Below are 22,174 nucleotides of genomic sequence, written 5' to 3' on the forward strand. Positions count from 1 at the left end.
CCGAAGGGGATGGAAAAACCTGCGTTCTACCCCGTCGCCAGCCCCGTCCCGCGTCCCCCGCCCGGCACGGGCGCCACGTCCAGCAGCTTGATCCGGAACACCAGCACCGAGTTCGGCGGAATGTCCGCCCCCTGGCCGCGCTCACCATAGCCCAGCGCCGGCGGCACATAGAGCATCCACTCGTCGCCGACCTTCATCCGCTGCAGGGCCTCTGTCCAGCCGGGCACGACCTGCTCCGCCGTCGTCACATAGGGCTGGCCGCGCGAGAAGGAGCTGTCGAACACCGACCCGTCGGTCAGGGCGCCCTCGTAGTCCACCCGCACGAGGTCGTTGCGGTCCGGCGTCGCGGCGCCCGACGGACCCGACTGAACCACCTTGTACTGCAGGCCGCTCGGCAGGGTTTCGATCCCGTCGGCCTTGGCGTTGGTCTCCATGAAGAAGGCCGCCGCCCGGGCATTGGCTTCAAGATCAGCGCCGCCCGCTGCATCACGGGTGCAGCCCGCCAGGGCGAGACTGCCGATGACGGCGATGCTAACCCATCCGAAGCGCATATCCTTGGTCCTTCAAAGCCTGTCCGATCGCGTCGGAGTGGGCGCTATCGCGCGTTTCGACCATGATGTCGAACTCCGCCCCCTTGGCCGGGACGTCCAGCGCCAGCCGGTTGTGGACCACGTCGATGATGTTGCCGCCGAGGCCCCCGATCACTGCCGCCATGGCCGACAGCATGCCCGGCCGGTCGTCGCCGAGGATCCGGTAAACGATAAGCCTCCGTTCACGGACCATCTCGCGGTTCAGCACCACGGCCAGCATCCGCGGGTCGATATTGCCGCCGCACAGGACCAGCCCGACCTTCATCCCCTTGAACTTTTCCGGATAGCGCAACAGGGCCGCCAGACCGCCGGCGCCGGCGCCCTCGGCTACCGTCTTTTCGAGGGTCGTGAACAGGGCCACCGCCTTTTCGAAATCCTCCTCGTCGACGACCAGCACGTCCTCGACCAGCGGATCGGCGAGCGCGAACGGAATGTCGCCGACGGCCTTGATCGCGATGCCCTCGGCGATCGTCGCCCCGCCGCATTTCGGCGTCTCGCCCTTCCTACGTGCGCTGAACGACGGATACATGGCCGCCTCGACGCCGAAGATTCGGATGTCCGGCTTAATCGCCCTGGCCGCGATCGAACACCCGGCGATCAGCCCGCCGCCGCCGATGGGAATGATCAGGGCGTCGAGGTCCGGCGCGTCCTCGAGAAACTCGATGGCGCAGACGCCCTGCCCCGCGACGATGCCCGCGTCGTCGAAGGCGGAGATGAAGACGAACTCTTCCTCGTCTCTCAGACGATGCGCCTCCTCGGTCGAGCCGGTAAAGTCCGCGCCCTTGATGACCACGGTCGCCCCGTGACTGCGCGTGCCGTCGATCTTGGTGAAGGGCGTGCCCTCCGGCATGACTATGGTCACCGGCACGCCCAGCCGTCCGCCATGATAGGCTAGGGCCTGGGCATGGTTTCCGGCCGAAGCCGCCACCACGCCCCGCTTCATCTCGTCCGGCGTCAGCGACAGCAGCCGGTTCAGCGCCCCGCGCTCCTTGAAGCTGCCGGTGAAGTGGAGATTGTCGTACTTCACCCACACCTCGGCCCCGGTCAGTTGCGACAGGCGCCGGGAATGGCGAACGGGGGTGCGATCGACCTGGCCGGCGATGCGCGCCTGTGCCGCCTGGATGTCTGCAAATACGACTGTCATGGGGTCCCTGTAGACCAGCTTGGCGGCGAGGTCCGAACCGGCCGGCCGCTCTGTTATCCCGGACTTGTGGCGCCCGGCGTCAGGTCCCGCAACCTTGACCTTACGCCTGCGTTAGGCGTCATGTGGCTTCGCCCGTCAGGCGATTCCGCATGCCTGACAGAGAGAGTTCCGATGTCCATGCGCCTCGTTTCCATCCTCGCCGCCACCGCTGCGTTCGCCTCGACCCTGGCCGCCTGTGCGCCGGTCCCCGGCCCCAGCGGCTATGGCCCCTCGCCGTCCGCCGCCTTCAACGCCACGGATTTCGGCTGGTCGGTCCGGACCGGCACGGCTGGCATCGACGGCCGCGTCGCCTACGGTCGCGATGGCCAGAACTTCGCCTGCACGGGCTCGGTCGCCCTGACGCCCGACACCCCCTATACCCGCGCCCGGTTCCAGACCCTGTACGGTTCGACCGATCAGGCTGCGGTGCCGGAGGCCGTGATCCGCGCCCGCACCGTGCCGGACCCCAACGCCGACTACCGCTCCTACGTCCGCTCGACGACCTGCGAGAACGGCCGCTTCCGCTTCGACGGCCTGCCAGACGGCGGCTGGTTCCTGATCACCCCGGTCAGCGCCGGCGGCGACCGTATCGTCCTGATGCGCCACGTCGTCACCCGCGCCGGCGCGACCGCAAACGTCACCCTGTAAAAGGCTTACCCCCGATCCACTGGCGGGCCGATCCCGCACAAGCCGAGGCGTTGACCATGAAAGCCGCAGCCCTAGCCGCCGCCCTCCTGACCGCCTCGGTCGCTCTTCCGGCTGCGGCCCCCGTAGCCGCACAGAACTGGGGCTACCCGGACCAGGCCCGGACCTGGTCGAGCTACGGCCGCTACGGAAACGACTACAACGGCCAGCAGGATCGGCCCGGCGACTATCGCTGCGACGCCTATTGGGACCGGGCTCGCGAAGACTGCGACGCCCGCTGGCGCGACCAGCGGCCTTACAGGTCCTACAGCTCGAACCCTCGCTACAGCCGCTATGGCCGCGAGCACGACGGCGGGGGCTACGTCTATCAGCCCTACAATCAGGGAACCCAATACTACGGCGCCTATGGTCGCCCGGATCAGGTCTATCCCGGCTCGGGTTACGGCGGTCAGGTCCAGAACTATTACGGCGCCGGATATTCGAACGGTCGCGATTCGGGGCGGTCGGCCTACTGCGCCTCGCGCTATCGCTCCTACGACCCGGTCAGCGGCTACTACCGCGCCTGGTCGGGTCGACTGGTCTTCTGCGGATAACCACGGTCATTCGATCACAGGTTCGCGCCTGAACGTCGTTCGCCATCTTTCAGACGCACCGGCCCCGCCTTCGTCGATCCCGGTCCGCCACGGACCGGTCTTCAGTTCGGGGAGCGTCTCCATGTCCCAGCATAATATCATCGGCTCGGAAGCCTTCGACCGGTCGCCGTTCGTCATCATCCGCTCGGTCCGCACCGGCGGCATGCGCCGCCGCCAGACCCGCACGGCCTTCGCCTTCGTGGCCGGTGCCTGTGCGGCCGTGATCGGCGGCGTCGTCGCGGCCGTTGTGGCGTTCGGTCCGAGCCTGGCGGGCTAAGTCCTCACCCATCAGGGGAGGGGGACCGCGTAGCGGTGGAGGGGGCCGACCCCGGAAACTGGGTCTGCGGTTAGCCCCCTCCGTCACGGCGCGAAGGCGCGCCGCGCCACCTCCCCCATCGGGGGAGGATTCAGATCAAGCCAGCCACACCATCATGCGCGTGTCGATGTCCGCCTTTCGCGCGCGACTGAACGCCCGCCGCATCTCGCCGGTGTAGAGGAAGCCCGCCTTCTCCAGCACGCGACCGGACGCCGGGTTGTCCGCGAAATGCCCCGCAACCAGCGCCCGGCGCTTCCAGCGCTTAGAGGCCCAGACCAGGGCGCCTTCCAGCGCCTCGGTCGCCAGGCCGCGGCCCCAGAACTCCCGCCCGATCCAGTAGCCGGTCTCCGGAACCCGATCCTCGTCTTTGAACAGGCCGATGACGCCGACGGGACCGTGGTCCTCATGTTCGATCAGGAAGGTCATGGCCCTGGCCGGGTTCTGGGCCGCGACAGCGATAACGAAGTCCTGCGCATCGCCCTGTCCGAAAGGGTGAGGCATCCGCTTGGTCATGCGGGCGATGTCATGGTCGTTGGCCAGGCGGGCGATCGCGGGCACGTCCTGGGACGCGGGCGCGCGCAGCACCAGACGCCGGGTCTCAACGACCGGAGAGGTTTCGATGACGCACATGTTTCCAGCCTCGGTATGCGGTCCGCCTCCTTGGAGGGCTCGGGCGGACTTCGATGCGGGAACGCAAACGGGGAGCCTGTGATCCAGACTCCCCGCGGAAAATTTCCCTGGTCCGGATCGGCTGCTTTTTAAGGAGCAACGCGATCCGACATCCGGTTCTGCGTTACTCGGCGGCGAGCGCCACTTGGGCGTCGTCGTTCGCCGGAATGATCGACACGTAACAACGGCCGTTCGCTTTCTTGGTGAACTTCACCGCGCCATGTTCCGTGGCGAACAGGGTGTGGTCGCGGCCTAGGCCAACGTTGTCACCCGGGTGGAAGGTGGTGCCGCGTTGGCGCACGATGATGTTGCCGGCCAGAACGCGCTCGCCGCCGAACTTCTTCACGCCGAGGCGTTTTGATTGGGAGTCGCGACCGTTGCGCGACGAACCACCGGATTTTTTGTGAGCCATCTGAACTCTCTTTTCGTTGCGCTAACGGCCGTTGGGCCTGCTGGCGCGCGTCTTGTTTAGGCTTCGTCGGTCGAAGCGGCGGTTTCGGTCTTGGCGGCGGCCTTCTTGGCCGGAGCCTTCTTGGCGGGAGCCGAGCTCTCGACCACGGCGGCCTGCACTTCGCCACCCTTGGACGAGGTCACAACCGTCTCGGTCGAACCCAGGTCCGACGTCGCTTCGCGCTTGGCCAGGCCACGGGCGCGCAGGTTGATCTCGGCCTTGGTCATCAGGTCGATCTTGCCGTCCCACTTGGAGACTTCGCCGGCGCCGTCGATGCCGGTGATGCGCAGGACCGATTCCATCTGGCGGTGGCCGTTGGTGCGGCGGTAGCCCTGACGACGGGTCTTCTTGAAGATCTTGACCTTCTCACCCTTGCGGGTCTCGATCAGGGTCGCGCCGACGAAGGCGCCGTCGATCAACGGCGCGCCCAGGGTCACGCCCTTGTCGCCGCCCAGCATCAGGACGCTGTCGAACTTCAGTTCCTGGCCGGCATCGCCATCGAGTTTCTCGACGACGATCGTGTCGCCCGGTTGAACCCGGTACTGCTTGCCGCCGGTCTTGATCACCGCGTACATGTTGGAGCCTCAGCGTAACGCAAAAAAGGATGCGCCCGCCGGGTAGACCCCGCGGGCGAAGAGCGGCGACATATACGGACCGGCCCCTCGGAGTCAACGTGAAAGGCGCTGGTCAGCCTCTTATTGGCGTCCGCGCTGGGCTTGACCCTTATTCTTCTACCGTGCACCCCGGCGAAGGCCGCGGTCCAGATCACACGCGGGATGCCGGGATTAAAGCCCTCTGTGATCTGCAGCGGTCGGTGTCCGCCAACTGGACCCCGGATTGCGCCGGGGCGCACGCAGGTTGGAGGAGAGAAGACACCATGACCCAGACCATCGACCGCCGGGTCACCGCCGCCCGCCGCATCGCCTCGCATATCGCAGAGCAGTTGCAGGCCGACCTGTCGCTTCAGCTCTGGACCGGCGAACTCATCCCCCTGGGTCCGAACGCCCGCGACGACATCCGCATCGTCCTGGCCGACCCGTCCGCCGTGCGCCGCCTGGTGCTGAAGCCCGGCCTGATGACCCTGTTCGAGCTCTACGCCACCGGCGATGTCTGTATCGAGGGCGGCTCGCCGCTGGAGGCCGCCGACCGCTGGGACCACGGCCGCGCCGTCCACCTGCCCAAGCGCGTGAACAAGGGACTGATCGCGCGCGAACTGATTCCCTTCCTGCTCGACGGCTCCACCCGCACCGTCGGCGACGCCGCCTACGACCCCACCGGCGAGGCCGGCCAGCGTCGGGACAAGTCCGCCCGCAAGGACAAGGACTTCATCTCCTTCCACTACGATGTCGGCAACGACTTCTACGGCCTCTTCCTGGATCCGGAGATGGTCTATTCCAGCGCCTGTTACGCCGACGCGGACCAGTCGCTGGAGGACGCTCAGACCCGCAAGCTGGACCTCATCTGCCGCAAGCTCCGCCGCAAGCCGGGCCAGAAACTGCTCGATGTCGGCTGCGGCTGGGGCGGCCTGTCGTGCTGGGCGGCCCGGCATTATGGCGTCACCGTCCACGGCGTGACCCTGTCGGAAGAACAGCTCGCCTTCGCCAATGCGAAGATCGCCCGCCTCGGCCTCCAGGACAGAATCACGCTCGAACTCAAGGACTACCGCGACCTGGAGATGACCGAGCAGTTCGACGCCGTCAGTCAGGTCGAGATGTTCGAACACGTCGGCTTCGCCAACCACGACCGCCACTTCCTGGAGATGCGCCGGCTGCTGAAGCCCGGCGGCCTCTATTTCCACCAGGCCTCCGTGCGTCGTGGAGGCCGCGTCGCCGGCAACATTACGCCCCAGACCAACGCCACCCGGACCATCGGCCGCTTCATCTTCCCGGGCGGAGAGCTGGACACCATCGGCATGACGGTCACCAACATGGGCCGGCTGGGCTTCGAGGTTCTGGACGTCGAGGACCTGCGCGAGCATTTCCAGGCCACCACCGCCGAATGGTCGCGCCGCCTCATGGCCCGCCGCGACGAGGCCGTCGCCATGGTCGGCGAGGAACGCACCCGCCTCTGGCTCATCTTCTTCGCCATGTGCGCCAAGGGCTTCGAGCGCGGCTCGATCCTCGTCTACCAGACGGTCGCCCAGCGCCGCCGCGCGGGCCCGAGCGGCATTCCGATGGATCGGGGCAGTCTTTATCGTTGATTGGGGTCCCTCTCCCACCGGGAAAGGGACCCGGAAAAACCTCTCGACCGTTATAAAGTAACACGCTATATCGGGGTCAATGTCGCCCCCCGCCTTTGAACAGCCGGTCCTCTTTTCTGTCGTCGCCGGCGGGTTCGCCGCGGCCTTCCTGCACGCGGCCCTGCCGACGCACTGGCTGCCGTTCGTGCTCGTCGGCCGAGCACAGCGCTGGAGCCTGACGAAGAACCTGCTGGCCGTCAGCGCCGCCGGCCTGGCCCACATCGCCAGCACCGCAGTCGTCGGCAGCCTGATCGTCGCCGCCGGCCTTGCGCTGGACGGACTGGTGGCGGGATTTCTGCCCCACCTGTCGGCGGTCCTGCTCTTCGCCTTCGGCGGCTTTTATCTGATCAAGTCGGCGATCCGGCGGCCGGTGATGGCCGGCGGCCCCGCCCTCGACCTCGCCGAGCCCACGGTGTCGCACTCCGCCGCCTTCTGGGGCCTGGTCGCTGTCATGGCCCTGTCGCCCGGCGAGGTGCTGCTGCCCATCTATATGTCGTCCGCCCAGGAAGGCGTCGGAGCCCTGGCCCTGCTGACCCTCGCCTTCGCGCTCGGCACCATTCTGGGCATGGCGACTTTCACGGCCCTGGCCCGCGCCGGCGCCTCCGTGCTCAGGCTGGAACGGTGGGCGCGCTACGAGGGCGCCATCCTCGGCCTCGCCCTGATCGCGATCGGGTTGGTCATCGTGACACACCAGCACTAGGCTGGAACCATGACCGCACACGATCACGCTCACGACGATCATGACCACGCCCATGGTCATTCGCATGGCGCAGGCGGCCATGCGGGCCACGCCCACGGCCCGGTCGACACCGGCGACTGGCGCTACCTCGTCGGCCTGCTCGTCAACCTCGCCTTCGTCGCCTGCGAGTTCGGGGCCGGTATCTATTCGGGCTCGACCGCCCTGCTCGCCGACGCCGGTCACAACCTGTCCGACGTGCTCGGTCTCGCCATGGCCGGCGGCGCGGCCGTCCTCGCCCGTCGTGCGGCGGGCAAACAGCTGACCTACGGCTTCGGCAAGGCGACCATCCTCGCCGCACTGGCCAATGCACTTCTGCTCATCTTCGCCTGCGGAGCCATCGCCTTCGAAGCGGTCCAGCGCCTGACCGACCCCGCCCCGGTCCAGTCGGGCGTAATCATGATCGTCGCCGGCATCGGCTTCATCATCAATCTGGGTACCGCCCTGATGTTCATGCGCGACCAGCACAGCGACCTCAACGCCCGGGGTGCCTATCTGCACATGATGGCTGATGCAGGCGTCTCCATCGGTGTCGTCATCTCCGGCGCGATCATCATGTTCAGTGGCTGGTGGATCCTCGATCCGATCGTCTCGATCGCCATCGTCGCCGTGATCCTGTGGGGCACCTGGGGCCTGCTGAAGGATTCTGTCGGCCTCGCCATGGACGCCGCCCCCCGCTCCGTCGACGTCACGGCGGTGCGCGAGGCTCTCGCCGCCCTGCCCGGCGTCTCGGCCGTCCACGACCTGCACGTCTGGAACATGTCGACGACGTCGACGGCCCTCACCGCCCACCTCGTTCACGACCGGGGCGACCCCCGCGCCCTGCTGATCGAGGCCCAAACCCTGGCGAAGACAAGGTTCGCCATCGGCCACACCACGCTGCAGCTCGAAACCGATGTCATGCCGGACTGCCCGACCTGCTGACCCTGCAGGGGTCTCCTCCCCACGCCCTTGCGCACGGGGAGGCGGTGGCTAGCCCTTGCGATCTGACGGAGGGGGCCTTGCCGCGCGAAGATCCCCTCCGTCTCTCCGCTTCGCTCCGAGCCACCTCCCCATCGCTGCGCGATGGGGAGGAGACCGCTCCTTTCGCTTGAGCCCTCGTGCCCCTAGATGAGCCTCATGACCGACACCCGTATCCCCGTCACCGTGCTCACCGGCTATCTCGGCGCGGGCAAGACCACCCTGCTCAACCGCATCCTGACCGAGGACCACGGCAAGCGTTACGCCGTCATCGTCAACGAGTTCGGCGAGATCGGCATCGACAACGACCTGGTCGTCGGCGCCGATGAAGATGTGTTCGAGATGAACAACGGCTGCGTCTGCTGCACGGTGCGCGGCGACCTGATCCGTGTCGTCGCCGGCCTGATGAAGCGCCAGAAGCCCGGCGCCCCCGCCTTCGACGCCATCATCGTCGAGACTACCGGCCTGGCCGACCCCGGCCCGGTGGCCCAGACCTTCTTCGTCGACGAGGACGTCAAGGCCAAGACCACGCTCGACAGCGTCACCGCCCTGGTCGACGCCAAACACGTCATGGCCCGGCTGGACGACTCGAAAGAGGCCCGCGAACAGGTCGCCTTCGCCGACCGCATCATCCTCAACAAGACCGACCTGGCGACCGAGGCCGAACTGGTCGCCGTCGAACAGCGGCTGCGCAAGCTGAACCCGCTGGCCCCCATCACCCGGGCCGAACGGGCCAATGTGCCGCTGGATCAGGTCTTGGGCCTGCACGGCTTCGACCTCGAGCGGATCCTCGACATCAATCCCGAGTTCGCCAACTCAGGGTCTGGCCCGGCCCATGGCGAGGCCGGCCACGTCCATGACGAGCACTGCGGCCACGATCACCACGACCATGATCATGGGCACGACCATGGCCCTCGCGGCCATGACCACGGCGACGACATCAAGGGAATCTCCCTCAGCCTCGACCGACCCATGAACCGCGTCCGCTTCACCGCCTGGCTGGACAAGCTGCTGGGCGAGAAGGGTCAGGACATTCTGCGCGCCAAGGGCATCATCAATGTCGAGGGCGAGGACAAACGTCTGGTCTTTCAGGCCGTCCACATGATCCTCGAAGGCGATCTCCAGCGGGAATGGGGGGCCACCGAACGCCGCTGGTCCCGCGCCGTCTTCATCGGCCGCGACCTCGACGAGGCCGCGATCAGGGCCGGCTTCGAAAGCTGCGCGGCCTAGCCCCAACCGGTGCATCCCCGCGACCCGAAGGGCGGCGCGTGGCAGCCAATGCGGGGACCCGGTGCTTTTGGGAGGCACGGTGCGCGGGATCGATTTCAACGCGGACCTGGTGATACCGGCCGCCCACAGAACTGGGGCCCCGCCTTCGCGGGGATGATCGGAAGATAGATTGATGCCCACATTCACCTTCGACGCCCAGGTCACCTCGGCCCATTTCGAATCCTCAGGCGCGGCCTTTGCCCTCGGCGACGGCACGGTGAGGTTCGAGGATCGGACCTTCGACGCGGTGCATGACGGCGCGATCCTGTGCGCCGTGGTCCATCCGTCCGGCGACGGCCTGGTGACCGGCGGCGACGACGGCCGGGTGATCTGGAGCCGCAAGGGCGACGCGGGCGTGCTCGCCACCGCAAAGGGCCAGTGGATCGACTCCATCGACGCCTCGGCGGAAACCAAGCTGATCGCCTTCTCGGCCGGCAAGACCCTGTCCGTCATCGACGCGACCGACGCCGGCTTCCGCCGCGACTTCCAGCATGAGCGAACCGTCTCCGGCGTCGCCTTCGATCCCAAGGGCCGGCGGATCGCTGCGTCCACCTACGGTGGCGCCTGGCTGTGGTACGCCCGGATCGCCGAACAGAAGCCGTCGAAGCTGGCCTGGGCCGGGTCGCACACCGGCGTGGCCTTCTCGCCCGACGGCGCCTTCATCGTCACCACCATGCAGGATGCCCAGCTGCACGGCTGGCGACTGAAGGATGCAAAGAACATGCGGATGGGCGGCTATCCGTCCAAGGTCCGCTCTGTCGGTTTCATGTCCAGGGGCCGGCTGCTGGCGACCTCGGGCGCGCAAGGCGCGGTGCTCTGGCCCTTCGACAGTTCCAACGGCCCCATGGGTCGCGAGGCGTCCGAGATCGGCTTCAACGACACCACCCTGGTCAACCTCGTCGCGTCGGCCAACCCGCACAGCCGCCTCGCCGCCGGCCTGGCCGACGGCCGCGTCTGGGTCGCGGATCCGGCGGGCCAGGGCCTCAACTTCATCAAGGCTGACAAGGGCTCGCCCATCATCGCCCTGGCCATGAGCCCCGACGCGACCCGCGTCGCCTGGGCCGACGAGGACGGACAGGCCGGCGTCGTCGATCTCTGAGCCTCGACACCCTGCGCCGACGCACCCTATCGTCCGCGCGAACGGGGGTTCCTGATGAACGGTCGACCGGGAGGCGAGACGCCGCGAATGGCCTTCGGCTGCATGGCCGTCGGCATTCTGGTGCTTGTCGTCATCGGCGCCTTCGTCGTGATCTTCCTGTGGGACGTGAACGCAAAATAGGCTGGGCCCGGCCTCGCCCTTGCATGGCCACGCTTCCCGGCCAAAACTCCGCCCCGGGAGGGATCATGACTGACGAACAGCCGCGGCGCCGCAAGCGCCGTCCGATCCTGACCGTCCTGCTGGTCCTCGCCGCCCTGCCGATCGGCGGGGTGTTGATCCACACCGTGGCGCCCCCGCCCATGACCCTTCTGATGGCGCGCGAGTTCGTCGCCGGTCACGGGCTCGACTATCGCTGGCGTTCGCTGAACCAGATCTCGCCCAACCTCGTCGCCTCGGCCATCGCCGCGGAGGATGCCCGGTTCTGCAGCCACGGCGGCTTCGATATGAAAGCTATCGAAAGAGCGCTGAAGAACAACGAGAACGGCCGCAAGGTCCGCGGCGGCTCCACCATCTCTCAGCAGACCGCCAAGAACGTCTTCCTCTGGCCCGGTCGCGACTGGATCCGCAAAGGTCTCGAGGCCGGCTACACCCTGATGATCGAGACCGTCTGGTCCAAGCGCCGCATCATGGAAGTCTATCTGAATGTCGCCGAGATGGGGCCCGGCGTCTATGGCGCGGAGGCCGCCGCCCGGCACTGGTTCGGCAAGTCCGCCGCCGACCTGACCCCGCGCGAGGCCGCCCGCATCGCCGCCATCCTGCCCAGTCCGCGCCGTTACAGCGCGGGTTCGCCCGGCCCCTATGTCCGCCGCCGCGCCGCCAGCGTCCAGGCCAACGCCCGCGTCGTTCGCAACGAAGGGCTGGCGTCCTGCGTGCTGGACTGATCGTCCGTTAACCGTCCGCCTTAGCCGAAACCTTAACCGTCGCGCGCTAGACGAGGTCGATTGCGGCCCTCCGTCCGGGGCCGCCGCGCACACGGGTGGGCCATGACGACCGAGAACCGGGGGAGCCGTCGATTGCGGGATGTCGCGCGCCGCTTCGCGTCCGACACGCGTGGCAATATCGCCATGATCTCGGCCTTCGTGATCCCGGTGCTGCTGCTGATCACCTTCGGCGGAATCGACATCCACCGTGCCTCGACGGTGAAGGCCAATCTGCAGGACGCCCTGGACGCCGCCACCCTGGCCGCCGCCCGGTCCCAGTACACGGCCGACACCGATATCACCCGCGTGGGCCTGGCCTCTCTCCGCGCCAACCTCGCGCCCTACAACGACATCACCCTGCTGACCGCCCAGACGACCTTCGTTCTGGACCCCAGCACCGGCGCCGTGGTCGGCGACGCCAGGGTCAATGTCGCGGCCCTCGTCGCCAACATCATCCTGCCGATGGTGGGCCAGGGCACGGGCGACCAGATCCCTGTCGGCGCCCATTCCGAGGTTCTGCGTTCGAACAACCGCGTCGAGGTCGCCCTCGTCCTCGACAACACCGGATCCATGTCCGGTGCCAAGCTCACCAACACCAAGGCTGCGGCCATCGACCTGATCAACCGGCTGGAAGCGGCCGACAGCCGGTCCATCGAGCCGGACGCCATCAAGATCTCGCTGGTGCCCTTCTCCCAGACGGTGCGCATCTCGCAGGGCGGCTCGAACACCGTGCCCAGTTATATGTCGAACGCCACGACCCACACGGGCGGCGGTCAGTATTCGACCGTCCCGACCAGCCTGTTCAGCGCCGCCGTCGGCCGCTTCACCCTGTTCGGCAACGTCGGCACGACCTGGGGCGGCTGTGTCGAGGCCCGCCTCGCGCCCTTCGACATCAGGGACACCGCCCCCCTGTCGAGCACCCAGGGCCGGATGTTCGTGCCCTATTTCGCCCCGGACCAACCCGACGAGGGCGATTACCCGATAGACTGGACCTGGCGGAACTACGCCTACGAGGACAACGACTATCTCGATGACGCCCGCAAAGGTCTTATTGTTCCCTTTGTGGACACCGCGGCGCGCGAGACCGAGTGGGGTCTGCGCCTGCGGGACCGCACTAGGTACAGGACCTCCAGCAAGCGGTCGGGCACGCTCAATACCAACTGGGGTCCGAACCGGGGCTGCGATCTCCAGCCCCTGATCCGGCTGACCGACAACTATGGTGCACTGCGCACTGCGGTCGACAACATGATCGCCAGCGGCAACACCAACGTCCCGCTCGGTACGATGTGGGGCTGGCACACCCTGTCGCCCAATGCCCCGTTCGGCGACGGCCGGGCCTATGGCACGGAGCGCCTGACAAAGATCATCATCATCATGACCGACGGCGAGAACGTCATGAGCGACGCCCGCAACCCCAACCGGGGCACCTACAACGGCCTGGGCTACATCTATCAGGACCGGCTCGGCATCACGAGCGGCAGCAATTCCCAGCGCCGCACCGCCATGGACAACCGCTTCGACCACCCGACCGCAGGGGTCGAGGACATGTGCGGCAACATGAAGGACCAGGCCATCGAGGTGTACACCGTCGCCGTCCAGGTCGATGGCTCGGCCCAGACCCTGCTGCGCCGCTGCGCCACCGACGACGACCACTACTTCCCCGTCGACAGCGCGGCCGGCATCGGCGCCGCCTTCGATCGCATCGCCGGGGCCATCGAGAACCTCAGGATCTCGCGATGAACGCCGCCGCGATCGCCGCCGGAGGCCTCGCCTCGGCCGTGGCCCGGTTCGAGCAGAGCGCCGTCCGAACCGCCCGGGCCCCGCTCGACAACCTCGAGGCCGAGATGGTCGAACGGATCGAAGCCAGGGCCTCCGTTTCGGCCAATATCGCCGTGCTCAGGACCGCCGACGATATGGCCGGCGCGCTTCTGGATGTGTTCGCCTAGGGCAAGATCGCTTGTGGTGGAGACGCCACGCGGGTCCGACACGAAGCGGAACTCAGGCTCTCGCCAGGATCTGGAGCCTGATTCACGTCTGGTCAGGCCGGGATGGGGTTTCGGGCGGCTTGGCGACGTCGGGAGTCGCCGTCGTCTCATTGGCCCGCCGCGTCGCAGACGTCGCATCGTCGGCGGCCGGTTCGGGCGACGGGGGCGCAGTCCGGGCCGGTGCGGCCTCAGCTGCCTGATCCCCGGCCGGCCCACGGTCCTCCTCGGGCTCTTCCTTCTTCGCGGCGGGCCGGGGTTGAGCCACAGGCGGGACCTCATCCTCCACGATCGGCACAGCCTCGATGAAGTCGAGTTCGGCGACCGGGCCCCCGGCCTCACCGGCAGCGGGCGACTGTTGTCCACACGCGGCCACAAGGGTCGAAAGGACGATCGAGATGGCGATGCGTTGCATGATGAAGCCCCCGAAACCGGAGACGCGCCGCCGGTCGCGGGAATCCTCCGTCATTCTCCGAAGCCGATCAAGCCGCTCTGACAGATCGCTGCGCGACGCCTATATTGGCCGGGATGCCCGCCGACGCCCCGCCCATTGATTCGACCGTCCCACTCGTCGCCGCCGATCTGATCCGCGACGAGGCCCGGCGCGCGCCCGACAAGCCGGGCGTCTACCGCATGTACGGCGAGGACGGGACCTGCCTCTATGTCGGCAAGGCGCGCTCGATCAAGAAGCGCATCCTCCAGTATGCCCAGGGCAGGTTCCACACCCAGCGCATTGGCCTGATGGTCTCCCTGACCCGCTCGATGGAGCTGGTGGTCACCGCCTCCGAGACCGAGGCCCTGCTGCTCGAATCCAACTTCATCAAGAAGCTGAAGCCCCGCTTCAACGTCGTCCTGCGCGACGACAAGTCCTTCGCCGAACTGATGATCCGCAAGGACCACCGCGCGCCCCAGGTCCGCAAGCATCGCGGCGCCCATACCACCGACGGCGAATATTTCGGCCCATTCGCCTCGACCTGGGCGGTGAACCGGACCCTGAACACCCTGCAGAAGGCCTTCCTGCTGCGATCCTGTTCGGACAGCGTCTACGAGACCCGCACCCGCCCCTGCATGCTGCACCAGATCAAGCGCTGCTCGGCCCCCTGCACCGGCCTGATTTCGCTCGAGGATTACGGCGACCTGGTCGAGGAGGCGTCACTGTTCCTGCGCGGCAAGTCGCGCGCCGTGATCGGCCGACTGTCGCAGGAAATGACTACCGCCGCGGAGGCCATGGACTTCGAACAGGCCGCCCGCGTCCGCGACCGAATCCGCGCCCTGTCGGCCATCACGATGGAGAATTCGGTCAGCGCCGACAGCGTGGCCGAGGCCGATGTCTTCGCCCTGTTCAGCGAGGGCGGTCAGGCCTGCGTCCAGGTCTTCTTCTACCGCGGCGGCCAGAACTGGGGCGGCCGCGCCTATTTCCCGCGCGTGGACAAGTCCGACACCGATCCGGAAATCCTCTCGGCCTTCCTCGGCCAGTTCTACGAGGACAAGCCGGTCGCCCGCCTGATCCTGTCCAACGTCGTCCCGTTCGAGAAGGAACTGCTGGAAGAGGCCTTCTCCATGAAGGCGAAGGAGGCGGACGGCCGCCGCGTCGTCTCGATCGAACGGCCGATGCGCGGCGACAAGAAGTCTCTCGTCGACCACGCCCACACCAATGCCCGCGAGGCGCTGGGCCGCAAGATGGCCGAGGGCTCGGCCCAGGGCAAAATCCTGACCGAGGTCTGCGAAGCGTTCGGGCTGGACGGCACGCCCGAGCGGATCGAGGTCTACGACAACGCCCACATCCAGGGGACCAATGCGGTGGGCGGCATGATCGTCGCCGGCCCCGAGGGCTTCCAGAAGTCGCAGTACCGCAAATTCAACATTCGCGGCATCGATCTGACTCCCGGCGACGACTACGGCATGATGCGCGAAGTCATGCGCCGCCGCTTCAGCCGCCTGGTCAAGGACGAGGAAGACGGCGCCGAGGAGGTGGTCCGTCCCGACCTGCTGCTGATCGACGGCGGCGCCGGTCAGCTGGCCGAGGTACAGGCCGTGCTGGCGGATCTGGGTCTGGACGACATCCTCGCTGTCGGCGTCGCCAAGGGGCCGGACCGCGACGCGGGGATGGAGCGGTTCTTCGTACCCGGCAAACCGCCCTTCATGCTGCCGCTGAAGTCGCCGGCCCTCTACTACATCCAGCGCCTGCGCGACGAGGCCCACCGCTTCGCCAACGGCGCCCACCGCACCCGCCGCTCGATGGACATCAAGAAGAACCCGCTCGACGAGATCGAGGGCGTCGGTCCCGGCCGCAAGAAGGCCCTGCTGCACGCCTTCGGTTCGGCCAAGGGCGTCGGCCGCGCCGCCGTCGTCGATCTGGTCAAGGTCGAGGGCATCAACCAGCCGCTGGCCGAACGTATTCACGGCTTCTTCCATCCCGAGACGCAGCGCTAACGTGATGCCCTCCAAATGACCATCGACAGGAGATGTCAGTTGAGCGACTTCCCCCAGGGCGTCGTCCACAATGCCGGACCCGACCTCGAATCCGCCGTTCGATCGGCGCCGGAGGTCTTCGCCCTGTGGCAAAAGCTGACGCCGCTGGGACGCAATGAGTTCATCTGCTGGGTGGACGACGCGAAACAGGCCAGGACCCGCGAACGTCGCATCCAGAGAACCGGCGAAGAATTGCTGGAAGGCAAGACCCGGCCCTGCTGCTGGGTCGGCTGCATCCACCGGACCGACAAGGCCCCGAGCCGCTGGCAACAGGCGGTTCTGATCGATGGCAAGCGATCCCCTGGGCGCTAGCAGGCTTTCCGGTGCCCTCCCCTCGGCATCGGGGATTGCCTATACCGTCGCCATGTCGAACGATTCTTCCGATCCCCTCATCTCCGGCTACCACCGCTTTCGCGCCAACCACTGGCCAGCGGCGCGTGCGGAGTACGAGGCCCTGGCCGCCGGTCAGACACCACACACCCTGATCGTCGCCTGTTCCGACAGCCGCGCCGACCCCGCCCTGATCTTCGACGCCGCGCCCGGCCAACTGTTCGTCGTCCGCAACGTCGCCAACCTCGTTCCGCCCTATGAGCCGGACGGCCAGTTGCACGGCGTCTCCGCCGCGCTGGAGTTCGGGGTGAAGGTTCTGAACGTCCGCCGCATCGTCGTCATGGGCCACGCCCACTGCGGCGGCGTCGCCGCCATGCGATACGGCGCACCCGACACCGTCCAGGACTTCGTGGCCCCCTGGATTGCCCAGGGCACGCCCGTCGTCCGCCGGATCGCCGAGATGTGCGAGCCGGAATCCTGTGAACAGGCGACCGAGGAGGCTGTCGTGCGCCTGTCCCTCGACAATCTGCGCACCTTCCCCTGGATCGCCGGGCGCGAGGCGGACGGGCGGCTCGAATTGACCGGTCTGCATTTCGGCATCGCTGAGGGCATGCTGCGCAAGCTGACTTCGGCTCCCCGATTTGAACCGCTAAGCTAGGCGCGCGTTCGCTGAAGACCGCCTATCCTGTCCCGGCCAGCCCTGCCCTGCCCTGCCCTGCCCTGCCCTGCCCTGCCCACGGAATCGCCATGTCCCCCACACACCACGTCAATCCAATCCCCAACATCCTGACCGGCCTGCGCCTGGTCGCCGGCGTGGTGATGTTCCTGATCCTGGCGGGCGCGACCGGCGGGGTGCCGATCCTGTCGTCCTATCTGAGCCCGGAGGACCAGTTCGGCCTCTATCGCGCGGCCTTCTACATCTTCGTGGTCGCCGCCTCGACCGACTGGGTTGACGGCTATCTGGCCAGGCGCTGGCATGCCGAGACGCGCTGGGGCGCCATCCTAGATCCCATCGCCGACAAGGTTCTGGTCACCGGCGCCATTCTCGGCGTCCTGACCTCGGGCTCGGTGCCGCAGATCGCCATCCCCTGCGGCCTGATCCTGTTCCGGGAGTTCGCCGTTTCGGCCCTGCGCGAAACCATCGCCGGCCGCGTCACACTGGAAGTCACCCTGCTGGCCAAGTGGAAGACCACCGTCCAGCTGGTCGCCCTGGGCTGCCAGCTGTTCGCCCGCAACTGGGACGGCTTCGGCCTCGACTTCGAATACCTGCCCTACTTCCAGCTGTTCGCCGACAGCCTGATCTGGTTCGCCGCCATCGCCACGGTCTGGACCGGCTGGCAGTATTTCGACACGGCGAGACGGTCCCTTGCCGATCCGGACGCCAGATAGGCCAGGGCGACGGGGGTCAGTCGACCCCCAGCTCCTCCACCAGCCGGCCCATGTCGTAGACATCGCGCAGGGCCACGGTCACCGCCCCCGTGGTGACGATCACGCTGCGATTGACGTTGCGGTCGTAGCCATAGGCGTTGCGCTGGGTCAGGACGGTGGAGTCGAAATTAGCCCCCAGCATCTCGCCCGCCGCATTGACCGCCGGCGAGCCTGACGAGCCGCCGATGGTGTCGGACGACAGCGTCATGTTCAGCACCGTGTCCGGGTCGATCTCATCACGCGCGGCCAGCAGCTTGGGCGCGACGTCGAAGGGCGCCGAGCCCGTCGCCCGGTCCCACAGGCCTGCGAAGGTCGTGAAGGGCCCCCAGCGCTGGCCGGGCACGTCCGATCCCTCGATCTTGCCATAGGTCAGTCGCAACGTCCCTGTCGCGTCCGGATAGACGGTGTCGCCATAGGCCGCGAAGCGCGCGGCGGCGAGGCGTTCGGCGGCCTGATCGGTGGGGGCCTGCACGCGCGTCTCCCAGTCCGAACGCACGGCGCGGGTCTCGTCCTGGATCGACAGCAGGTACTGGATCATCGGGTCGTCCGAGGCCTCAATGGCCGCCAGTCCGCCCTCCCACAGGGCGCGGCGCGCGCCCGGATCGGCCAGTGTCGTCCCCTCGATCAAACGCGCCGACAGCTGCTCGGGCGATTCCCGGCCCAGCAGGCTCCGCACCGCGGGATTGTCGACGGTCAGCCACTCGCGGGTCTTGGACAGCCACCACTCCATCCGCACCTGCTCCAGCGCCGGATAGGTCGGGCGCTCGGCGAACAGGCCGGACTGCACACCCGACAGGCGCGCATCGCCGAACTCCGGCAGGCGCTCGGCCGAGGGTTTGGCCCGCTCCTGAGCGCCGCGCACCAGGGTCCGCGCCCACAGGAACAGCTGGGACCCGCCGGCGACCGGCGTCGTGCCGATGCCCGTGCCGCCTTCCAGCAGGGCGTAGGCGGGATAGAGCTCGCGCGCGATCGGCTGGACGGTCGCCAGCGCGCCCCACGGATCGGCGGCGCGCTCGGCCAGGGCGGTGTCGGCCGCGACCCGACTGCGGAAATCGACCTCGCCCTCGGCGCGCGTCGCCATGAAGCCCGGATCAGTCAGGGCGCGCATCCGCCCCAGGCCGCGCTTGTAGGTGTTTTCCAGGCCGACGATCGGATCCATGGCGATGAAGGCGTTCTCCTCCGATTCCTCCGAGAACCGGATCAGCCGCCCCCTCAGCTCCGAGGCGATCAGCTGGTCCAGCGGCAGGACCACATCGCGAACAGTGAACAGCTGATCCTGGGTCAGCAGGCGCTGGGTCGCGCCGGGACTGCCGGTCACGAACACCGGCGTCCCCTCCACCGGCGTGTCGGCGTTCCAGACGAAGTGGGTCGCCGTCACGGCCGGGGCGTTGTTCTCGTACAGGCGGATAAAGGCCGCATCGATGGCGAAGCGCGGGAAGGAGAAGTTGTCCAGGTCGCCGCCGAAGGTCGCGGCCCGATCCTCCGGCGCGAAGGCCAGGCGGACATCGGTGTATTTCTTGTAGGTGTAGAGCTTGAACTGTCCGCCCCGATACAGGGTCACGACCTGGCAGCGCCTGTCCGTCGCGTCGCCACAGGCCTCGGTCTCGATCCGCCCGATCTCGGCGTCGCGCGCACGGTTGAAGGCCTGACCCGTCAGGCCCTCGCCCGCCGCATGCACCCGGTCGGTAACGTCGGAGATGTCGGTCAGCACCTCGGCCGTGCCGCCCGGGCATTTCACCTCGTCCTCTCGATTGCGCGGGGTGAAACCGGTCTCGGCGTAGTTCACCGCCTGGGTCGACAGGTTGGCCACGCAGGTCGCGACGCAGTGGTTGTTGGTCATCACCAGGCCTGCGCCTGACACGATCCCGGCCGAACAGCCGCCGAACTTCACCGAGCTCAACCGCACCCGATCAAGCCACGCCTGGTCGATCGAGGTCCCCAGCGTCGCGTTGGCCCGCGCGATGGGGAAGTTGTCGAACGTCCACATCCCCTCCTCGGCCCGGGCCGGGGCAGCGGGCATGGCGGCGCAGACGAGGGCCGCCATCGAAACGGCGGCGGCGAGCGAACGATGGTGCATCTGGTTTCTTCCCGGTGCGCCGGCGACCCGGCGATCTTGTGTGGCGATAGCTAGTCCCGCCGCCGACGGCGCGGCAAGCGTGGCCATGGCACGCCCATTTTCCCTTACCCCGATTTAACTTGGAGGGAACCCGACAGCAGGTCAGATAACGCTGCAAGTCAGGGATGTTTCAAAGACGATGTCGCTCGCGCTTTCCACGCTGCTCTTCGAGTGGCGCCGCTACATGGCCGCCGTCATGGCCCTGGCCCTGTCCGGTCTGCTCGTTCTCGCCATGACCGGTGTCTTTATCGGCATCGGCAAGGGCTTCACCGCGACCATCGAGCGTTCCAGCGCCGACATCATCGTCATGCAACCGGGGGCCAAGTCGCTGATCGGCGGGCCTTCGGGCGTGCCACGCCGCTTCATTCCCCTCGTCTACAACAACCCGCAGGTGGTCGAGGTCCAGCCGCTGGACGGCGCCGGCGGCAGCTTCCAGTCGGTCAAGGACATCGATCCGACGATGTCCCAGGCCGAACGGGCCAAGATGGGCACGCCGCGCCAGCAGTTCGTCCAGGCCTCCATCATCGACACCACGCCGGGCTCGGTGACCATCCCGACCGACTACTCCCGGGAACTGGTCGACGCCCTGCGCCAGCCCTACACCGTCGCCATCGACGAGACGGCCATCAGCAAGCTGGGCGTCAAACTGGGCGACCGCGCCCTCTACAACGGCCAGACGGTCACCGTGGTCGGCATCACGCGCGGCTATCCGAACATGATGCAGGCCACCGTGATCATGTCGCGCGATACCCTGCGCATGGTGGGCCAGGCCGACACGGGGGCCAGAGTCGGGCCCCTGATGGTCAAGCTCAAGGACCCGACCCAGGCGATCCGCGTCGCCGCCGAGCTCAACGCCTCCGGCAATGGCCAGTGGAAGGCCTGGACGCGTCAGGAACTGGCTGACGCCAACGCCGGCGCCATGTTCGAGGAAGGCATCCTCGTCATCATCATCGGGGGCTGCGTCTTCTTGGGCACCGTCATAGGCATCGCCATCACCTGGCAGACCCTGCGCGGCGCGATCATGGCCAACATCAAGGAGTTCGCCTCCCTGCGGGCGCTCGGCGTCGGCATGGGCTCGCTGAACCGCATCGTCATGGAACTCAGCTTCTGGGTCGGCTGCGTGGGAGTGCTGGCCGCGATCCTGCTGACGATGGGCATTCAGGCTTTCGCCTTGGCCAACGCCGTGATCATCGCCCTGCCGCCGATCTTGCTGGTCGTCGTCGGCGGCGGCCTGATCGTCATCGCCATGCTGTCGGGCCTGCTGTCCCTCGGCATCCTCAAGAACAGCCAGCCCGCGGACCTGCTGCGATGACCGACTTCGTCCAGCACACCAAGGTTCACGGCAAGCATGGCGATTTCGCCATCGAGGCTAAGGGACTGGTCAAGCGCTTCAAGTCCGGCAAGGCCTTCGTCGAAGTGCTGAAGGGCGTGGACTTCGACGCCCGTCACGGCGACCTGACCATGGTCATGGGCCCGTCCGGCTCCGGCAAATCCACCCTGATCGCCGCCCTGTCCGGCCTGCTGCGGCCCGAGGAAGGCCGTGTGGACGCCCTCGACGTCGATGACCTGTGGAAGCTGTCGCTCGGCAAGATCGACAAGTTCCGTCTGGATCACTGCGGCTTCATCTTCCAGGGCTTCAACCTGTTCCCGGCCCTGACCGCATTGCAGCAGGTCGAGGTGGTGCTGAAGTTCCAGGGCCTGACGCCTGGCCAGGCGAAGAAGCGCGCCACCCAGGCTCTGGAGGAGGTGGGCCTGGGCCCGCGCCTGCATCAGCGTCCTTCGGCCCTGTCAGGCGGTGAGAAGCAGCGCGTCGCCATCGCCCGCGCCCTCGCCAAGGATCCCAAGATCCTGTTCGCCGACGAACCGACCTCCGCCCTCGACGGAGAGAACGGCCAGGTCGTCATCCGCCTGCTGCGTCGCGCGGCGGATGAATACGGCGCGGCCGTCATCTGCGTCACCCACGACCCCCGGCTCGAGGAATGGGCCGACCGGGTCATCAAGATCGAGGACGGCGTCATCATCTCCGACGAACGCCGCACGCCCAATCCGAACGCCACCCTGGCGTCCCACCACTAAG

25 protein-coding genes are annotated in these 22,174 nt (G+C 67.4%); 18 read left to right on the plus strand and 7 right to left on the minus strand.

Translation table 11 applies throughout. From position 1 onward, the window contains the following. Window positions 1-26 precede the first annotated feature (26 nt). Both ACP7AU_RS02510 and ACP7AU_RS02515 read right to left on the minus strand, forming a co-directional pair. Window positions 27-551, minus strand: a complete 525-nt coding sequence (locus ACP7AU_RS02510; RefSeq protein ID WP_426037383.1) for an FKBP-type peptidyl-prolyl cis-trans isomerase — start codon at window positions 549-551, stop codon at window positions 27-29. Beyond that, window positions 532-1,734, minus strand: coding sequence for a threonine ammonia-lyase (locus ACP7AU_RS02515; protein WP_426050445.1), 1,203 nt, complete (start codon window positions 1,732-1,734; stop codon window positions 532-534). Before ACP7AU_RS02515 ends, ACP7AU_RS02510 begins: the two co-directional genes overlap by 20 nt. A gap of 171 nt (window positions 1,735-1,905) precedes the next feature. Here ACP7AU_RS02515 and ACP7AU_RS02520 point away from each other — a divergent pair, with 171 nt between their 5' ends. From ACP7AU_RS02520 to ACP7AU_RS02530, 3 genes are all read left to right on the plus strand, one after another. After that, the gene (locus tag ACP7AU_RS02520) at window positions 1,906-2,421 is read left to right on the plus strand and encodes a hypothetical protein (RefSeq protein ID WP_426037379.1); all 516 of its coding nucleotides are present in this window, start codon (window positions 1,906-1,908) and stop codon (window positions 2,419-2,421) included. Window positions 2,422-2,477: 56 nt separating this feature from the next. Then, a complete protein-coding gene (locus ACP7AU_RS02525) occupies window positions 2,478-3,011 on the plus strand; it encodes a BA14K family protein (RefSeq protein ID WP_426037377.1) in 534 nt (177 codons plus the stop codon). A gap of 121 nt (window positions 3,012-3,132) precedes the next feature. After that, the gene (locus ACP7AU_RS02530; protein ID WP_303694067.1) at window positions 3,133-3,327 is read left to right on the plus strand and encodes a hypothetical protein; all 195 of its coding nucleotides are present in this window, start codon (window positions 3,133-3,135) and stop codon (window positions 3,325-3,327) included. Window positions 3,328-3,462: 135 nt separating this feature from the next. On the opposite strand, the gene ACP7AU_RS02535 is transcribed toward ACP7AU_RS02530, so the two are convergent. The 3 genes from ACP7AU_RS02535 to rplU all read right to left on the minus strand — a co-directional run bounded on the left by ACP7AU_RS02535 (window position 3,463) and on the right by rplU (window position 5,061). Continuing rightward, window positions 3,463-3,996, minus strand: a complete 534-nt coding sequence (locus ACP7AU_RS02535) for a GNAT family N-acetyltransferase (RefSeq protein ID WP_426050446.1) — start codon at window positions 3,994-3,996, stop codon at window positions 3,463-3,465. Window positions 3,997-4,159: 163 nt separating this feature from the next. After that, on the minus strand, window positions 4,160-4,447 hold the full coding sequence (gene rpmA / locus ACP7AU_RS02540; RefSeq protein WP_426050447.1) for a 50S ribosomal protein L27: 288 nt from the start codon (window positions 4,445-4,447) through the stop codon (window positions 4,160-4,162). Between the two features lie 56 nt (window positions 4,448-4,503). Continuing rightward, a complete protein-coding gene (gene rplU, locus ACP7AU_RS02545) occupies window positions 4,504-5,061 on the minus strand; it encodes a 50S ribosomal protein L21 (RefSeq protein WP_426037372.1) in 558 nt (185 codons plus the stop codon). A 302-nt stretch (window positions 5,062-5,363) separates the two neighbouring features. On the opposite strand from rplU, the gene ACP7AU_RS02550 reads away from it, so the two are divergent. From ACP7AU_RS02550 to ACP7AU_RS02590, 9 genes are all read left to right on the plus strand, one after another. Then, on the plus strand, window positions 5,364-6,686 hold the full coding sequence (locus tag ACP7AU_RS02550) for a class I SAM-dependent methyltransferase (RefSeq protein WP_426050448.1): 1,323 nt from the start codon (window positions 5,364-5,366) through the stop codon (window positions 6,684-6,686). 79 nt (window positions 6,687-6,765) lie between these two features. After that, entirely contained in the window at window positions 6,766-7,425 is a 660-nt protein-coding gene (locus tag ACP7AU_RS02555; RefSeq protein ID WP_426050449.1) for a hypothetical protein, read from the plus strand. Window positions 7,426-7,434: 9 nt separating this feature from the next. Continuing rightward, window positions 7,435-8,385, plus strand: coding sequence for a cation diffusion facilitator family transporter (locus ACP7AU_RS02560; RefSeq protein WP_426037367.1), 951 nt, complete (start codon window positions 7,435-7,437; stop codon window positions 8,383-8,385). A gap of 195 nt (window positions 8,386-8,580) precedes the next feature. Further along, window positions 8,581-9,651 (plus strand): CobW family GTP-binding protein, encoded by a 1,071-nt coding sequence (locus tag ACP7AU_RS02565; RefSeq protein ID WP_426050450.1) that lies wholly within the window; start codon window positions 8,581-8,583, stop codon window positions 9,649-9,651. A gap of 172 nt (window positions 9,652-9,823) precedes the next feature. Beyond that, window positions 9,824-10,789 carry a WD40 repeat domain-containing protein gene (locus tag ACP7AU_RS02570; protein ID WP_426050451.1) on the plus strand — a complete coding sequence of 322 codons (966 nt, stop codon included), beginning with the start codon at window positions 9,824-9,826 and terminating at the stop codon, window positions 10,787-10,789. Between the two features lie 54 nt (window positions 10,790-10,843). Continuing rightward, entirely contained in the window at window positions 10,844-10,969 is a 126-nt protein-coding gene (locus ACP7AU_RS02575) for a hypothetical protein (RefSeq protein ID WP_426050452.1), read from the plus strand. A gap of 65 nt (window positions 10,970-11,034) precedes the next feature. Beyond that, window positions 11,035-11,730, plus strand: coding sequence for a monofunctional biosynthetic peptidoglycan transglycosylase (gene mtgA, locus ACP7AU_RS02580; protein ID WP_426050453.1), 696 nt, complete (start codon window positions 11,035-11,037; stop codon window positions 11,728-11,730). Between the two features lie 132 nt (window positions 11,731-11,862). Beyond that, on the plus strand, window positions 11,863-13,509 hold the full coding sequence (locus ACP7AU_RS02585) for a pilus assembly protein TadG-related protein (protein WP_426050454.1): 1,647 nt from the start codon (window positions 11,863-11,865) through the stop codon (window positions 13,507-13,509). Next, complete coding sequence (locus ACP7AU_RS02590) at window positions 13,506-13,715, plus strand: flagellar hook protein FlgE (RefSeq protein WP_426050455.1); 210 nt, start codon at window positions 13,506-13,508, stop codon at window positions 13,713-13,715. The genes ACP7AU_RS02585 and ACP7AU_RS02590 overlap by 4 nt, the downstream gene beginning before the upstream one ends. 82 nt (window positions 13,716-13,797) lie before the next feature. Here ACP7AU_RS02590 and ACP7AU_RS02595 read toward each other — a convergent pair whose 3' ends face one another. After that, complete coding sequence (locus tag ACP7AU_RS02595; RefSeq protein WP_426050456.1) at window positions 13,798-14,220, minus strand: hypothetical protein; 423 nt, start codon at window positions 14,218-14,220, stop codon at window positions 13,798-13,800. Window positions 14,221-14,279: 59 nt separating this feature from the next. Between ACP7AU_RS02595 and uvrC the strand changes: the two genes are divergently transcribed. The 4 genes from uvrC (at window position 14,280) to pgsA (ending at window position 17,942) form a co-directional block, all read left to right on the plus strand. After that, window positions 14,280-16,184 (plus strand): excinuclease ABC subunit UvrC, encoded by a 1,905-nt coding sequence (gene uvrC / locus ACP7AU_RS02600; protein ID WP_426050457.1) that lies wholly within the window; start codon window positions 14,280-14,282, stop codon window positions 16,182-16,184. Window positions 16,185-16,223: 39 nt separating this feature from the next. Beyond that, on the plus strand, window positions 16,224-16,535 hold the full coding sequence (locus ACP7AU_RS02605; RefSeq protein ID WP_426037349.1) for a YdeI/OmpD-associated family protein: 312 nt from the start codon (window positions 16,224-16,226) through the stop codon (window positions 16,533-16,535). Window positions 16,536-16,587: 52 nt separating this feature from the next. Continuing rightward, the gene (locus ACP7AU_RS02610) at window positions 16,588-17,211 is read left to right on the plus strand and encodes a carbonic anhydrase (RefSeq protein WP_426037347.1); all 624 of its coding nucleotides are present in this window, start codon (window positions 16,588-16,590) and stop codon (window positions 17,209-17,211) included. An 89-nt stretch (window positions 17,212-17,300) separates the two neighbouring features. Continuing rightward, on the plus strand, window positions 17,301-17,942 hold the full coding sequence (gene pgsA, locus ACP7AU_RS02615; protein ID WP_426037345.1) for a CDP-diacylglycerol--glycerol-3-phosphate 3-phosphatidyltransferase: 642 nt from the start codon (window positions 17,301-17,303) through the stop codon (window positions 17,940-17,942). 16 nt (window positions 17,943-17,958) lie between these two features. Here pgsA and ACP7AU_RS02620 read toward each other — a convergent pair whose 3' ends face one another. Then, window positions 17,959-20,058, minus strand: a complete 2,100-nt coding sequence (locus tag ACP7AU_RS02620; RefSeq protein ID WP_426050458.1) for a S46 family peptidase — start codon at window positions 20,056-20,058, stop codon at window positions 17,959-17,961. A gap of 178 nt (window positions 20,059-20,236) precedes the next feature. Here ACP7AU_RS02620 and ACP7AU_RS02625 point away from each other — a divergent pair, with 178 nt between their 5' ends. Further along, window positions 20,237-21,409 carry an ABC transporter permease gene (locus tag ACP7AU_RS02625; RefSeq protein ID WP_426037341.1) on the plus strand — a complete coding sequence of 391 codons (1,173 nt, stop codon included), beginning with the start codon at window positions 20,237-20,239 and terminating at the stop codon, window positions 21,407-21,409. After that, window positions 21,406-22,173, plus strand: coding sequence for an ABC transporter ATP-binding protein (locus tag ACP7AU_RS02630; RefSeq protein ID WP_426037339.1), 768 nt, complete (start codon window positions 21,406-21,408; stop codon window positions 22,171-22,173). The genes ACP7AU_RS02625 and ACP7AU_RS02630 overlap by 4 nt, the downstream gene beginning before the upstream one ends. The last annotated feature ends 1 nt before the right edge of the window (window position 22,174 follow it).

The sequence above is a fragment of the Brevundimonas sp. SL161 genome (assembly GCF_049896985.1).
In the GTDB taxonomy this organism is placed as follows: domain Bacteria; phylum Pseudomonadota; class Alphaproteobacteria; order Caulobacterales; family Caulobacteraceae; genus Brevundimonas.

What these genes read in the sequence shown, in the direction of transcription:
- ACP7AU_RS02510 (WP_426037383.1), bottom strand. Translation starts at nt 551, where the DNA reads ATGCGCTTCGGATGGGTTAGCATCGCCGTCATCGGCAGTCTCGCCCTG.
- ACP7AU_RS02515 (WP_426050445.1), bottom strand. Translation starts at nt 1,734, where the DNA reads ATGACAGTCGTATTTGCAGACATCCAGGCGGCACAGGCGCGCATCGCC.
- ACP7AU_RS02520 (WP_426037379.1), top strand. Translation starts at nt 1,906, where the DNA reads ATGTCCATGCGCCTCGTTTCCATCCTCGCCGCCACCGCTGCGTTCGCC.
- ACP7AU_RS02525 (WP_426037377.1), top strand. Translation starts at nt 2,478, where the DNA reads ATGAAAGCCGCAGCCCTAGCCGCCGCCCTCCTGACCGCCTCGGTCGCT.
- ACP7AU_RS02530 (WP_303694067.1), top strand. Translation starts at nt 3,133, where the DNA reads ATGTCCCAGCATAATATCATCGGCTCGGAAGCCTTCGACCGGTCGCCG.
- ACP7AU_RS02535 (WP_426050446.1), bottom strand. Translation starts at nt 3,996, where the DNA reads ATGTGCGTCATCGAAACCTCTCCGGTCGTTGAGACCCGGCGTCTGGTG.
- rpmA (WP_426050447.1), bottom strand. Translation starts at nt 4,447, where the DNA reads ATGGCTCACAAAAAATCCGGTGGTTCGTCGCGCAACGGTCGCGACTCC.
- rplU (WP_426037372.1), bottom strand. Translation starts at nt 5,061, where the DNA reads ATGTACGCGGTGATCAAGACCGGCGGCAAGCAGTACCGGGTTCAACCG.
- ACP7AU_RS02550 (WP_426050448.1), top strand. Translation starts at nt 5,364, where the DNA reads ATGACCCAGACCATCGACCGCCGGGTCACCGCCGCCCGCCGCATCGCC.
- ACP7AU_RS02555 (WP_426050449.1), top strand. Translation starts at nt 6,766, where the DNA reads ATGTCGCCCCCCGCCTTTGAACAGCCGGTCCTCTTTTCTGTCGTCGCC.
- ACP7AU_RS02560 (WP_426037367.1), top strand. Translation starts at nt 7,435, where the DNA reads ATGACCGCACACGATCACGCTCACGACGATCATGACCACGCCCATGGT.
- ACP7AU_RS02565 (WP_426050450.1), top strand. Translation starts at nt 8,581, where the DNA reads ATGACCGACACCCGTATCCCCGTCACCGTGCTCACCGGCTATCTCGGC.
- ACP7AU_RS02570 (WP_426050451.1), top strand. Translation starts at nt 9,824, where the DNA reads ATGCCCACATTCACCTTCGACGCCCAGGTCACCTCGGCCCATTTCGAA.
- ACP7AU_RS02575 (WP_426050452.1), top strand. Translation starts at nt 10,844, where the DNA reads ATGAACGGTCGACCGGGAGGCGAGACGCCGCGAATGGCCTTCGGCTGC.
- mtgA (WP_426050453.1), top strand. Translation starts at nt 11,035, where the DNA reads ATGACTGACGAACAGCCGCGGCGCCGCAAGCGCCGTCCGATCCTGACC.
- ACP7AU_RS02590 (WP_426050455.1), top strand. Translation starts at nt 13,506, where the DNA reads ATGAACGCCGCCGCGATCGCCGCCGGAGGCCTCGCCTCGGCCGTGGCC.
- ACP7AU_RS02595 (WP_426050456.1), bottom strand. Translation starts at nt 14,220, where the DNA reads ATGACGGAGGATTCCCGCGACCGGCGGCGCGTCTCCGGTTTCGGGGGC.
- uvrC (WP_426050457.1), top strand. Translation starts at nt 14,280, where the DNA reads ATGCCCGCCGACGCCCCGCCCATTGATTCGACCGTCCCACTCGTCGCC.
- ACP7AU_RS02610 (WP_426037347.1), top strand. Translation starts at nt 16,588, where the DNA reads ATGTCGAACGATTCTTCCGATCCCCTCATCTCCGGCTACCACCGCTTT.
- pgsA (WP_426037345.1), top strand. Translation starts at nt 17,301, where the DNA reads ATGTCCCCCACACACCACGTCAATCCAATCCCCAACATCCTGACCGGC.
- ACP7AU_RS02620 (WP_426050458.1), bottom strand. Translation starts at nt 20,058, where the DNA reads ATGCACCATCGTTCGCTCGCCGCCGCCGTTTCGATGGCGGCCCTCGTC.
- ACP7AU_RS02625 (WP_426037341.1), top strand. Translation starts at nt 20,237, where the DNA reads ATGTCGCTCGCGCTTTCCACGCTGCTCTTCGAGTGGCGCCGCTACATG.
- ACP7AU_RS02630 (WP_426037339.1), top strand. Translation starts at nt 21,406, where the DNA reads ATGACCGACTTCGTCCAGCACACCAAGGTTCACGGCAAGCATGGCGAT.